General features: G+C 66.0%; 14 protein-coding genes. 9 read left to right on the top strand and 5 right to left on the bottom strand.

Annotated features, from left to right (window positions below; translation table 11 throughout):
* The first annotated feature begins 139 nt into the window (after positions 1 to 139).
* Positions 140 to 544: a tautomerase family protein gene (locus L2A60_RS12475; protein WP_235704727.1), complete on the top strand. Its 405-nt coding sequence runs from the start codon at positions 140 to 142 to the stop codon at positions 542 to 544.
* Positions 545 to 625: 81 nt separating this feature from the next.
* On the opposite strand, the gene L2A60_RS12470 is transcribed toward L2A60_RS12475, so the two are convergent.
* Together L2A60_RS12470 and L2A60_RS12465 are read right to left on the bottom strand one after the other, a co-directional pair.
* On the bottom strand, positions 626 to 1,573 hold the full coding sequence (locus L2A60_RS12470; RefSeq protein WP_235704725.1) for an SRPBCC family protein: 948 nt from the start codon (positions 1,571 to 1,573) through the stop codon (positions 626 to 628).
* Positions 1,545 to 1,901 (bottom strand): ArsR/SmtB family transcription factor, encoded by a 357-nt coding sequence (locus L2A60_RS12465; RefSeq protein ID WP_235704724.1) that lies wholly within the window; start codon positions 1,899 to 1,901, stop codon positions 1,545 to 1,547. The genes L2A60_RS12470 and L2A60_RS12465 overlap by 29 nt, the downstream gene beginning before the upstream one ends.
* Positions 1,902 to 2,049: 148 nt before the next feature.
* On the opposite strand from L2A60_RS12465, the gene purQ reads away from it, so the two are divergent.
* The 5 genes from purQ (at position 2,050) to L2A60_RS12440 (ending at position 6,901) form a co-directional block, all read left to right on the top strand.
* A complete protein-coding gene (purQ, locus tag L2A60_RS12460) occupies positions 2,050 to 2,745 on the top strand; it encodes a phosphoribosylformylglycinamidine synthase subunit PurQ (protein ID WP_235704722.1) in 696 nt (231 codons plus the stop codon).
* 1 nt (position 2,746) lies between these two features.
* Positions 2,747 to 4,927 (top strand): phosphoribosylformylglycinamidine synthase subunit PurL, encoded by a 2,181-nt coding sequence (gene purL / locus L2A60_RS12455; RefSeq protein WP_235704720.1) that lies wholly within the window; start codon positions 2,747 to 2,749, stop codon positions 4,925 to 4,927.
* Positions 4,928 to 4,943: 16 nt separating this feature from the next.
* A complete protein-coding gene (locus L2A60_RS12450; RefSeq protein ID WP_235704719.1) occupies positions 4,944 to 5,177 on the top strand; it encodes a BolA family protein in 234 nt (77 codons plus the stop codon).
* Between the two features lie 32 nt (positions 5,178 to 5,209).
* Positions 5,210 to 5,563, top strand: coding sequence for a Grx4 family monothiol glutaredoxin (gene grxD, locus L2A60_RS12445; RefSeq protein WP_235704718.1), 354 nt, complete (start codon positions 5,210 to 5,212; stop codon positions 5,561 to 5,563).
* A gap of 84 nt (positions 5,564 to 5,647) precedes the next feature.
* The gene (locus L2A60_RS12440) at positions 5,648 to 6,901 is read left to right on the top strand and encodes a glycosyltransferase (protein WP_235704717.1); all 1,254 of its coding nucleotides are present in this window, start codon (positions 5,648 to 5,650) and stop codon (positions 6,899 to 6,901) included.
* Positions 6,902 to 6,952: 51 nt separating this feature from the next.
* Here L2A60_RS12440 and L2A60_RS12435 read toward each other — a convergent pair whose 3' ends face one another.
* Positions 6,953 to 7,936, bottom strand: a complete 984-nt coding sequence (locus L2A60_RS12435; protein ID WP_235704716.1) for an aldo/keto reductase — start codon at positions 7,934 to 7,936, stop codon at positions 6,953 to 6,955.
* Between the two features lie 17 nt (positions 7,937 to 7,953).
* On the opposite strand from L2A60_RS12435, the gene L2A60_RS12430 reads away from it, so the two are divergent.
* Positions 7,954 to 8,208 (top strand): hypothetical protein, encoded by a 255-nt coding sequence (locus L2A60_RS12430; protein WP_235704715.1) that lies wholly within the window; start codon positions 7,954 to 7,956, stop codon positions 8,206 to 8,208.
* An 80-nt stretch (positions 8,209 to 8,288) separates the two neighbouring features.
* On the opposite strand, the gene L2A60_RS12425 is transcribed toward L2A60_RS12430, so the two are convergent.
* Entirely contained in the window at positions 8,289 to 9,314 is a 1,026-nt protein-coding gene (locus L2A60_RS12425) for a saccharopine dehydrogenase family protein (RefSeq protein WP_235704714.1), read from the bottom strand.
* A gap of 107 nt (positions 9,315 to 9,421) precedes the next feature.
* Between L2A60_RS12425 and L2A60_RS12420 the strand changes: the two genes are divergently transcribed.
* The gene (locus tag L2A60_RS12420; RefSeq protein WP_235704713.1) at positions 9,422 to 10,051 is read left to right on the top strand and encodes a TetR/AcrR family transcriptional regulator; all 630 of its coding nucleotides are present in this window, start codon (positions 9,422 to 9,424) and stop codon (positions 10,049 to 10,051) included.
* A 247-nt stretch (positions 10,052 to 10,298) separates the two neighbouring features.
* Here L2A60_RS12420 and L2A60_RS12415 read toward each other — a convergent pair whose 3' ends face one another.
* Complete coding sequence (locus L2A60_RS12415; RefSeq protein ID WP_235704712.1) at positions 10,299 to 10,685, bottom strand: hypothetical protein; 387 nt, start codon at positions 10,683 to 10,685, stop codon at positions 10,299 to 10,301.
* Positions 10,686 to 11,141: 456 nt separating this feature from the next.
* Here L2A60_RS12415 and L2A60_RS12410 point away from each other — a divergent pair, with 456 nt between their 5' ends.
* Positions 11,142 to 12,395 (top strand): lytic transglycosylase domain-containing protein, encoded by a 1,254-nt coding sequence (locus L2A60_RS12410; RefSeq protein ID WP_235704711.1) that lies wholly within the window; start codon positions 11,142 to 11,144, stop codon positions 12,393 to 12,395.
* Positions 12,396 to 12,431 lie beyond the last annotated feature (36 nt).

Below are 12,431 nucleotides of genomic sequence, written 5' to 3'. Positions count from 1 at the left end.
CCAGACGTGATTCGCTGCCTTGCGTGTTCGATTCGAGACCCACCACCCGCCTCCACGAGTCAGAATCTCTACCCACTCACACGCGTCAACGAATCGCTGCAAGAATTTTGTGACACAGTAAGACTAAGGGAAAAAGGATATGCCTTTAATCAGATTGTCCTATCACTCCGGCCAAAGCGCAGGGTGGCGCAAGGCCGTGGGCGAAGGCGTACACCGGGCGATGATCGAGACGTTGGAGGGTGTGCCGGAGGATGACCTGTTTCAGGTGCATGCGGAACATGCTCCCGGTACGCTTATCTTCGATCGCCATTATCTTGGCGCGGACCGTTCCGACGGAATCGTGTTCATCGAAGTGACGTTACGCGGCGGCCGCACGCCAGAGATGAAACGTGCCTTCTACCGCCGCGTTGTCGAACACCTCGGCGTCGATGCGGGAGTGCGACCGGACGACGTTTTTATCGTGCTGCGTGAAAACGAGCGAATTGATTGGTCGTTTGCACATGGCCTGTCTCAGCTCGCACCCGGTCTTGCACCGACGATCTGAGCCGGCGCAGTTCGCCGCCCGAGCCGCCGCCAGCCTCGCCCGCCCCGGCTGGTGGGTCTGGGGCGGGAAGTCTTCGGCGGATTAATCCTTGAGCGATGCGCCCAGCCGGTCCAGCATAAAGCCGGTACCGTGCTCGCGTCCGCCGGCATCGTCATAGCCGTCGAGGAACGCGCCCTGTTCGGTCATCACGAGCCTAGTCCCCGCGCCCTCGGGCTTTAATTCCATGGTAGCGAGGGACACCGAAATCTTCCGCTCGTCGAGCTGCATCTCATAGGCATAGACCAGCCGCCGATTCGGAACGACATCGAAATAACTCGCGTCGAAGGTCGCGACCACGCCGCTCGCCCAGCGTCCCTTCACGCGCTCGCGCCCGCCGGGACGCACATCCATGTCGCACTCCAGCACCGTATAGCCGTCGACGCCCGTGAACCAGCGCGCCTTGACCGCCTGGTCCGACAACGCATGAAACACCCGCGCCGGCGAGGCATCGTAGATGCGCTCGATCGAGAAGGTCGCGTGAACCACGCTGCCTTCGGCCTGGATGCGCGCCACTTCCCGCTCCAACTTGTCGAGCGTGGTGCGCCAGCCCTCCGAAGCGCCCTCGACGGCGAACAGGAAGGCCTCATCGAAAATCTCATAGGCTTGATGCACGCTCATGCGGGTTCCGGCGCCGTCATCCTCGAAGGTAACGGTGGTGCGGGTGCTGAATTTCGGCGAGCCGCCGACCGCGACGGTGCCGGAAAACACCAGCCGGTCCGGCGGCGCGATCTCGATATATTCGCCCCTGGACCAGAAATCCTGCCCCTCGGGCGAGCGCATGCAGATGGCGCAGACGCCCCCCGGCCGGAAATCGATCTCGGCCTCAGGAACGGTATAGCATTCCGGGCAGAACCATCGCTTCATGTTCTCGGCACTGCTCCATGCTTTGAACACCAGGGCGCGGGGTGCGGCGAAATTGCGGGTGATCACCAGGGGTTCCGGTTTGATGCCGGTCTTGTCGTCATGTGCCTGAAGCATTGTCGTCTCCATTGTTTTTCAGCTCCTCGAGATAATCGCCCAGCCGGTCGAGCCTGCGTTCCCACGCGGTGCGCCGGGCGTTGATCCAGTCTTCCGCGAGGCTCAGCGCGCGTGGCTCGATCCGGCAGGTCCTGACCCGGCCGATCTTTTCCGAGACCACCAGCCCCGAGCCTTCCAGCAAGGCCAGATGCTGCATCACCGCCGGCAGGGACATGGCGAACGGACGTGCGAGTTCGCTGACCGAAGCCGGGCCGCGCGACAGGCGTTCGACCATCGCCCGCCGGGTCGGGTCGGCGAGCGCCTGAAACGCGACATCAAGCGGCGATAATTGGTTAAGCATATGCTTTAGTATCATGGCCCAAATAGATAAGCAATAGCTTAAGTGATATCGCCCGTCCCCGCCGGCGTGCCGATTGAGAGCTCCTTGCCCGCGCCGCTTGCCTCCGCCGCCATTGCCGGGCAAGAGGCGGCGGAATCGGAGCATCGTCATGCGCGCTGGCATCATCCTGTTTCCCGGCATCAACCGCGAACGCGACATCGCAATCGCGCTTGAGCAAAGCCTCGGCCACAAACCGCGCCTGATCTGGCATCGCGAGACCGAGCTTGCCGGCATCGACCTCGCGGTGATTCCCGGCGGCTTTTCCTATGGCGATTATTTGCGGGCAGGCGCGATGGCCGCGCAATCGCCGGTGATGCGCGCGGTCGCCGACCACGCCGCGCGCGGCGGCTACGTGCTCGGCGTGTGCAACGGATTCCAGATTCTCACCGAAACCGGCCTGCTGCCCGGCGCGCTGCTGCGCAATGCCGGGCTGCGCTTCCTGTCGATGGATTGCCACCTGCGCGTCGAACGCAGCGACACGGTGTTCACCGGCCACTATCAGCGCGGCCAGGTTTTCCGCGCGCCGATGGCCCATGGCGACGGCAACTACTTCGCCGACGCCGCCACGCTGGACCGGCTAGAGGGCGAAAACCTGGTCGCCTTGCGCTACGCCGAGCCGGACGGCGCGATCACCGCCCGCGCCAATCTCAATGGCTCGGCGCGCAACATCGCCGGCATTCTCAGCCCCAATCTGCGCGTGCTCGGACTGATGCCGCACCCGGAAAACCTGGTGGACAAGCTGATGGGCGGCGCCGACGGCAAGCCTTTGTTCGACAGCCTCGCGGATATCGGGAAGGCCGCCTGACATGGATCAAGCCATCGACGCCACCCTTGCACGCAGCTTCGGCCTGTCCCACGAAGAATATGGCCGCGTACTGTCGATCATGGGCCGCACGCCGAGCCTCACCGAACTCGGTATTTTCTCGGTCATGTGGTCCGAGCATTGCTCCTACAAATCCTCTCGTGTCTGGCTGAAAACCCTGCCGACCAAGGCGCCCTGGGTGATCCATGGCCCCGGCGAGAACGCCGGCGTGGTCGATATCGGCGACGGTCTCGCCGCCATTTTCAAAATGGAAAGCCACAACCACCCGAGCTTTATCGAGCCCTACCAGGGGGCGGCGACCGGCGTGGGCGGCATATTGCGCGACGTGTTCACCATGGGCGCGCGGCCGATCGCCAATCTCAACGCGCTGCGCTTCGGCGATCCATCCCTCCCCGTCACCAAACGCGTGGTGGACGGCGTGGTGCGCGGCATTGGCGGCTACGGCAATTGCGTCGGCGTGCCCACGGTGGGCGGCGAAACCAATTTCCACTCTTCTTATAGTGGCAATCCGCTGGTGAATGCCATGACGGTTGGCATTGCAAGACAAGACAAGATTTTCCTCTCCGCGGCCGCCGGTATCGGCAATCCGGTGGTCTATGTCGGCTCGAAAACCGGGCGCGACGGCATCCACGGCGCCACCATGGCCTCCACCGAATTCGCCGCGGATTCCGAGGAAAAACGCCCCACCGTTCAGGTCGGCGATCCGTTCATCGAAAAACTGCTGATCGAAGCCTGCCTCGAACTGATGACAACCGACGCGATCGTCGCGATCCAGGACATGGGCGCCGCCGGCCTCACCTCATCCTCGGTCGAAATGGCCGGCAAGGGCGGCGTCGGCATCGAGCTCGACCTCGATTCGGTGCCCCAGCGCGAGGCGGGCATGTCCGCCTACGAGATGATGCTCTCGGAGTCCCAGGAGCGGATGCTCATGGTGCTCGACCCGGCGCGCGAAGCCATGGCCCGCGCGATTTTCGAGAAATGGGAGCTGGATTTCGCGGTCATCGGCCGCATCACAGATACCGGGCGCATCGTCGTCCGTCATCGGGGCCGCATCGAGGCGGATATCCCGCTCCACCCGCTGGCCGAACAGGCGCCCTTATACGAGCGGCCTTATAGCGAGCCGCTGAAGCCTGCTTCGCTCGGCCCGGTCGAGGACCCTTCCGGCCTCGAAGCCGCCCTCCTCGCTTTGCTCGCCTGCCCCGATCTCGCCTCGAAGCGCTGGATCTGGGACCAGTATGACGCAACGGTCGGCGGCCAGACGGTCAAGCGTCCCGGTCAGGCCGATGCGGCGATCGTCAAAATCGATGGGAGCAGAACCGCCCTCGCCCTGACCACCGACTGCACGCCGCGCTACTGCGCCGCCGACCCCGAGACCGGCGGTGCCCAGGCGGTGGCCGAGGCATGGCGCAACATCACCGCGACCGGCGCCACCCCGCTCGCCGTCACCGACAATCTGAATTTCGGCAATCCGGAAAAACCCGCGATCATGGGACAGATTGTCGCGGCGATTCGCGGCATGGGCAACGCCTGCTCGGCACTCGACTTCCCCGTCGTCTCCGGCAACGTCTCGCTCTACAACGAGACCGAAGGACGCCCGATCCTGCCCACCCCGGCGATCGGCGGGCTCGGCGTCATCGAAGATGCCGCGAAGGCCGTGGGCATCGCCCTCAAACCTGGCCTCGACCTCGTGCTGATCGGCGAAACGCGCGGCGAACTCGGCCAATCGCTCTGGCTGCGCGAGATCCTGCACCGCGAGGACGGCGCGCCGCCGGCAATCGACCTCGACGCCGAGCGCCGCAACGGCGATTTCGTGCGCCGCCTGATCCTGGACGGCAGAATCGCCGCCTGCCACGACATCGCCGATGGCGGGCTGCTCGTCGCCGTCGCGGAAATGGCGCTGGCCGGCAATACCGGCGCGACGCTCCATCCCATCCAATCCGCTCTCGCGCCGCACGCCTTCTGGTTCGGCGAGGATCAGGCCCGCTACGTGCTCGCCGCCGCCGATTCCGCCGCCATTCTGCGCGACGCTCAGGCCCGCTCCATACCGGCGAGGCTGCTCGGCTCTGCGGCCGGCGCCGAATTGACACTGCCCGACGGCACCGCCATATCCTTGACCGACATACGGGCGGCGAACGAGCGGTTCTTCGCCGCCTGGTTTGCCTGACACCGAGGATCAAGCCATGGCCATGTCGGCCGCCGATATCGAAGCCCTGATCAAGACCGCCCTGCCGGACGCCAAGATCACCGTCGAAGACCTCGCCGGCGACGGCGACCACTATGCCGCGACGGTGGTGAGCGAGCGGTTTCGCGGCCTGCCCCGCGTGCGCCAGCACCAGTTGGTCTACAGCGCCCTGCAGGGCCGCATGGGCGGCGCGCTGCACGCGCTCGCCCTGCAAACCTCCGCACCCGAATAGGCCTGACGGCTTTCCCCAGGAGACCTCATGATATGACCACCCAGACCACCGACAATCCCGCGATCGACACCATCAAGGCCAGCGTGGCGGAAAATCCCGTCATGCTGTTCATGAAGGGCACCGCGATGTTTCCGCAATGCGGCTTCTCCGCCCGCGTGGTGCAGATCCTCACCCATATGGGCGTGCCCTTCAAGACCGCGAACGTGCTGGAAGATGCCGAATTGCGCGAAGGGATCAAGCAGTTCTCCAACTGGCCGACCATCCCGCAGCTCTATGTGAAGGGCGAATTCGTCGGCGGCTGCGACATCGTGACCGAAATGTTCCAGTCCGGCGAATTGCAGACGCTGTTCGAAAAGAACGGCATCGCCAAAACCCCTGCGGCCTAGGCCCAGAGCAAGATAGGTTTTGATTGAGCCGTTTCGTTCAATCAAAACCGGCCAGCTTGCTCGCCAAACAATGAGTAGAGTGTGATGAGCTTGAAATCATCACACTCTAAACGTCTCAGTTTCGTCACCGACGAATTGCCGAGACCCGGCGCCGCCGGGCATCTTGCCTACAACCACGCGCTGATCGCCCATCTGGCGGCGCGCGGCCATGCGGTCACCCTGTATCTGACCCGCCCGCGCCTGCCGTGCCCGATCCTGCGCAAGCCCGATTTCGCGCCCGGCGGCACGGTCGCCGGCCCCCGGCTGATCCAGGCGGGCGGCTGGCTGATCGCCGCCGAACCCCGCGCCGCCGCCGCCTCGATGGCGCGGATGGTGCTGCCCGGCAGTACCCTGCACCTGCTGCGCAGCCGGGCCCGGCGCAAAACCCGCGCCGCCGATGTGGTCCTCGGCAACCTCATCGACACGGCGGATGCCGCCTGGATCGCGGCGCACATCGCCTCCGCCTTGCCCGATACGAAGCCGCCGGATGCGATCCTGATCGACACGATTTTCCGTGCGCCCCTGCTGGATCAGCCGCTTCTAGCGGGCATCCCGTCGGTGCTCGTCACCCATGACGTGTTCCATCGCCGTCACGCCGCCCTCAGCCTCGCCGGCTACCGGATCGCACCGCCGGCGCTGAGCCGCGAGGATGAAGCGGCCCTGCTGCGCCGGGCGGCAACGATCGTCGCGATCCAGCCCGACGAAGCCAGGCTGCTGCGGGAACTCTGCCCCGACCGAACCGTGATCGCGGTGCCGATGCCCGCGCCGGCGGCGCCGCGCCCGGCCGCGGTCCGGCGCAACCCGGACCGTCTGGTCTTCGTCGGCAGCGACGCTCTGCCCAATCTCGACGGGCTGCGCTGGTTCTTCGGCGCGATCTGGCCGGGGCTGCGCGGAGCACGGCCGGCGATCCGGCTCGATCTGGTCGGCGATTGCGCGGCAGCCCTCGGCCGCCTGCCGGCCGGCGTGCGGCGCCTCGGCCGGCTGGCCGATCTCGCCCCCGCCCTGCACAACGCCGCCCTGGCGATCGCCCCGCTGCGCACCGGCTCGGGACTCAAGGTCAAGCTGCTCGACTATGCGCGCCACGGTCTATGGACGGTGGCGACGCACGCGGCGCGGACGGGATTGGCCGAGGATGTGCGGCCGCCGGTCTTCGTCGCGGATTCGCCCTCGTCCTTCGGCGCCACGATCCTCGCCGCCCTCGCCCAGCAGCCCGACGATTCCGATGCGATCGCCTATATCGGCCGGCACTACGCCGCCGATCACGTCTTCGCGTCGCTGACCGATCTGCTGGAGACGTGAGAGATCGTCATCGCGAGCCGAAGGCGAAGCGATCCATCCATGTATTGCCCCCTACCGATTGAGCGATGCCATCTGCGCGGCGGCATAGCGGGTGCCGGAGGCCGAGCCGGGCGGCATGGCGCGGTTCAGCTTGCCGAGATCGGCGGCCGAGAGCGGCACCGCGAGCGCCGCGAGATTCTCGTCGAGATGCGCGCGCCGGCTGGTGCCGGGAATCGGCACGATATCGCTGCCCTGGGCGAGCACGAAGGCCAGCGCCAACTGGCCGGGCGTGCATTTCAGCCGCCGCGCCATTTCCTCCAGAATGCCCACCAGGGTCAGATTGCGCGCGAAATTCTCGCCCTGAAACCGGGGCTGGCTGCGCCGCGAATCGCCTTCGGGAATGTCGTCGGGCGATTTGAACGCGCCGGTGAGAAACCCCCGTCCGAGCGGCGAATAGGCCACGAACCCGATGCCGAGTTCGCGCAGGGTCGGCAGCACCGCGGCCTCCACGTCGCGGGTCCAGAGCGAATATTCGCTCTGCACCGCCGCGATCGGATGAACCGCATGGGCGCGCCGGATCGTCGCGGGCGCCGCTTCGGACAGGCCCAGATAGCGAATTTTGCCCTGGCGCACCAATTCCGCCATCGCGCCCACCGTCTCCTCGATCGGAACATCGGGGTCGACCCGCTGCTGGTAATACAAATCGATCGTCCCGACCCCGAGCCGCTTCAGGCTCGCCTCGCAACTGCGCCGCACATAGTCGGGACGGCCGCACACGCCGCGAAACGTGCCGTCGGGGTCGCGCACATTGCCGAACTTGGTCGCGATCGCCACCCGGTCGCGAAACGGCGCCAGGGCGCGGCCGACCAGCTCCTCGTTCGCCCCGATGCCGGAGCTGTCGGCGGTATCGAACAGGGTGATGCCGCGCTCGGCCGCGTGGCGGATCGTCGCTGCCGCCTCGCCGGCGTTTCGCGCCGCATAGAAATCCGACATGCCCATGCAGCCAAGCCCAATGGCCGAAACGACGAGCGACCTGCCCAGCCTGCGTTCGTTCATCGACACTCTCCACCGGAATGGATCGGATCGCCGAGGCGACCCGCCCTTCATGTGGCCGATCAGGCGGCCTTGGCAAGCGACATCGAGCAAAGTTTAGGATACGCTCCCCGCAAGAGGCCGGTTTCACCGCCGATTCCTGCCCGGAAAGCGACGGGCCGATGCCGCCGCCCAAGGTCGCTCCCGTGTCCCCGCAAGGGCCGCCGCCGGACACAGCCACCTTGCCGGAAGAGCCGGACCTGCCGATCATCGACGATATTCTTCCCTTACCGTGAGCGCCATGACCGATCTATCGCCTGACCGCCCAGCGAAGCACTATACGGCCAAGCAATTCACCGCGTGGCGCAATCTGTGATCAGGACAAGACGTCGGGGGTGAGCGCCGCCAGGAAGTTCCGGGCGTCGAAAAGCGCGCCCGGAGCGAAGACGCCGCCCTGAACCCTCGCGTCGTTCAGGATTCTCTCGACGGCTTCGACCACCAGAGGCCCGGTGATCGCATATATGTCTCGTCCGCGGGCCGACGCCCGACGCACCATGCTTCCTTGGCGGACCTCGACCTCAACGAGGAATGTTTGCGCCGAGCGTCCGGACGCGTCAGCCGCGACCGGCGGAGGGGTGGTGGTGTCCCGAAGATCGCGCAGCGGCGCAGTGTTCAAGTAGGTGTGGAGTTCGGACACCTGGAGATGGCGCCCGATCAGGATCGCCTCTGTGAAGGGCAGTTCGACCATCTCCTGCGCGCCGAAGGGTTCCGCGAACGGCCAGACGGCGTTCGGTGCCGGATCGGCCAGCGGCCGCAGCTTCCCCTCGGAGAGCATCAGGCGGCGGGCCGTGTTGCGCCGCCCTGTGACGCGCGTCCCCTCGGTCGGCTTCCAACTGTCCAGAGCGATCCCGATGCGGGCCTCGTCGGCGCGGGTCCAGTCGCCTATGGCGGCCGTCGCCAGCAGGTCGCCCAGTCCGCCGTAGAAGCCCATGGCGGGGATGACCGTGACGCCGGCCTCTTCCGCGGCCGCGGAATATCGCTCGAAAATCCCCTGAGCGCTGGCTTGCTCGGCCGTCACGTCGAAATAATGGATGCCCGCCCGCAACGCCGCCGAGACCAGGGGTTCGGCCGTGTCGAGGAATGGCCCCGCGCAGTTTACGACCGCGTCGGCGCCGGTGAGGGCGCGGGCAACCGAGGCGGGATCATCGAGGGCGGCGACCTCCCGTCTGACGCCGGCCGGGAAGTCGGCCGCCGCCAGGTTCGCCGCGTTGCGGCCGATCGCGATGGCCGTGAAGCCGCGCCGCGACAGCTCTCTGATCACGAAGCGGCCGGTATGTCCGGCCGCTCCGTAGACCGCGACCACTTGCCGGCGACCACCGGCCTTTGAAAGACGTTCGTTCATGACTTTCCTATCGCTACAGACCTGTCTGTTCATGTTTGATACAGACTGGTCTGTAGCGCGTCAAGCGAAAATCTGTTATCGTTCCTCCGGTTCGAGGAGCGCAACCTATGAGCATGGAGCAGGCGGGCGGCCGACGTGGTGAAGAATCAGGCCAAGTGGATGTGCGCGAGCGCATCCTCGAGACCGCCTCCGACCTTTTCTACCGCCGGGGCGTGCGCGCTGTCGGCGTCGATGTCGTCGTTGAGGCGGCGGGCGTCGCGAAGACGAGCCTCTACCGGTACTTTCGAACCAAGGACGACCTCATCGCCGCGTTTCTGCAGCGGGAGGACAAGGATTTCTGGGCCTGCTGGGATCGTGTGGCGGCGCGCCACGCGCAGGACGGCGAAGCCGAACTCGAGGCGCATCTGGCCTGGATCGGCGAGCGGGTCGGGCGGCCCAACTATCGCGGCTGCCCACAACTCAACGTCGCCGCCGAGTTTCCAGAGGAGGATCACCCCGCGCGAGTCGTGGCCCGGTCGCACAAGCAGGAACTGCGCCGCCGGCTGCGGGACATCGCCGTGCGGCTGCGGGTCGACCGGCCCGACGATCTTGCGGCCCAGTTGTCGGTTGTCATCAATGGAGCGTTCGTCAGCTCCCAGGTTCTGGCCGACGACGACGCTACGTCGATCCTCCTCCAGATGACGCGCGCCCTGATCGCGGCGGCTCGGAACGATCATCCGAGGTCGGCGCGGCCATAGCGATCATATTTTGGCGAGCAAGTTGGCCGGTTTTGATCGAACCCTATGGTTCAATCAAAACCTACCTTGCTCCAGCGACGAGATGACGCTGAGCAACGTCCGCTTCCACCATAGCCGACAAGGCGACGCGAAAATCACGAAATACGCGCCGCCTTCGTCCTATAGCGCGGTGCGCATTTTTCCGGCGCGGAACTCCGGTACATGGTCCGGGCATGGTCCATGGGGTATATGACCGGCGGCCAGAGCGTCACGTCTGGCCCTCCGGGGCCGAGGGTGCGAGCGGCGCAAGCCGGGTGACGGTGCCGCGCAGAATCCGCACCGTCTCGCCCGGATGCAGCACGGTCGGCGCGGGCTGGATCACCGAAACGATGCGCCCGCCGGCCTCGCGGACGATGAATTCGATCGCCGGAGCCAGGGTTTCGTCCGCATCGCGCGGCGCGCCGAGCGCACCGAGCACGCCGCCTTCGGCACCGGCGACCTGCAGCATGACCGGCCGGGCGGAAACGATCGTTCCGGTCAGCGCCGGCAGCCGGCCATCGGTCACGGCGGCCGGCGGCGGCGTTGCCGCACAGCCGGCGAGACCGGCGATCACCCCCAACACGGCAAGAGCGCGAAACGTCCAGGCTCCGATCATGGTCGCGGTCCTCCGATGCCAGCCATCATACCAGAACCCGTCATCGCGAGCCGAAGGCGAAGCGATCCAGCATGCGGACAGGGGCAACGATTCTGGATAACTTTGCTCGTCATGACGTTCGCCGGGACGGATTTTCATAGGCGGTGATTTGGTCTCAACGCATGACATAACCCGAATCATCCGCCTGTCCATCCATTAGGGTGCGTACCCACATGGCGGTGGTCTGAAGTTCTCACCCCCGCGCGGCTACCACATTAAAATTCCGTCCCTGATAATTCGCACCGCAGGATCACGAATATAGTTGCCTTGGAATCGCCATTAAGTTAGGGGGTTATACGATAAAGTTCATTCGCCGCCCGAGGCTTGCGGCGAAACCCCCTCTGGCACCGTCAACGGCGCCCGGATCGGGAGCACGGGATGCGATTGGGAGACCTGCCAGTGGAAGATGGGCCAGCGATGACACCGGCGCCGCGCGAAACGTCAGCGCGCCGATCCTTGCCCCGAATACCGCACTGGCTCGGAAAAGCATCCGGTATCGCGACACTGGCCCTGCTCTCCGCCTGCGCCTCGCACCAATCGAACCTGCCGCCGAGCCAGCAAGCCGCCTATTACGCGGCCCATTCGCCGGGCAATTATGCTCCGCCCGGCCCGCCGAGCGATCCGTGGGGTCCCTATATCAAGCAGGCCTCGGCCCGGTTCGACGTGCCACAGCGCTGGATTCGCCAGGTCATGCGCGTCGAATCCGGCGGCCAGGAATACATGAACGGGCATCTCACCGTCTCCTATGCCGGGGCGATGGGGCTGATGCAGCTCGAGCCGGAAACCTACCGGGAAATGGCCGCGCGCTACGGGCTCGGGAAGGACCCGTTCAACCCTTATAACAACATCATGGCCGGCACCGCCTATATCCACGAAATGTATGAAATCTACGGCTCGCCCGGTTTTCTCGCCGCCTACAACGCCGGGCCGGGCCGGCTCGACGACTATCTCGACTACAAGGAGCCGCTGCCCAACCAGACCCGCCAGTATGTCGCGATGATCGCGCCCAACATCGCCGGCGTCTATCCGTCCGGCCAATCTGGTGGGGTTCAGTCGGGCGCGGTCCAGGTCGCGATGAACACGCTGCCCGATAATATCGCGCCGGGGCTTCGGCCCGGCTACGACCAGTCCACCACGGAATCGCTGAACAAAGGCCAGCTTGCCGCCGACACGCCGCCCGGATCGCCGGCGCCGCAGCCGGCACCGATTCCCCCTTCCGCGCCGATCCAGATGGCGGCACTCACCCCGCCGCCGGTGGTCGAGCGGCCGCGCTATACCCCGCCGATCACCCGCTCGATGCCGCCGGTCCAACGCAATACCGGCTTCGCCCTGATGCCCACCGCCGAGGCCGCGGCACCGCCGCCCATGCCGCCGGCACCGTCAGCCGAGACGCCGTCCGCCGGGTCGTCAGGCACCGGGTCGCGCTGGGGCATCCAGGTCGGCGCCTATGACAGTCCGGCCCACGCCAAGGCCGCCCTCGGCATCGCCGAGCTTTCGGCGGTCGCGATGCTGATCAAGGGCCAGCCGGTGGTCCAGTCGGTCTCGACCGCGCATGGCCTGTTCTACCGCGCGCGCTTCGTGAACCTGCCGCATGAACAGGCGGTGCAGGCCTGCCAGCGACTCAATCGCGGCCCTACCGGCTGCGCGGTGATTTCCCCCGCGGCCGAATAATCCATTGAGGCTTAACAGCGAAACGCGCTGCACTAC

It is taken from the genome of Acidiphilium iwatense, assembly GCF_021556475.1.
GTDB classification, from domain to species: Bacteria; Pseudomonadota; Alphaproteobacteria; order Acetobacterales; family Acetobacteraceae; genus Acidiphilium; species Acidiphilium iwatense.
Note: the sequence above shows the minus strand (reverse complement) of the source record. Positions and strands in the feature narration are given on the sequence as shown.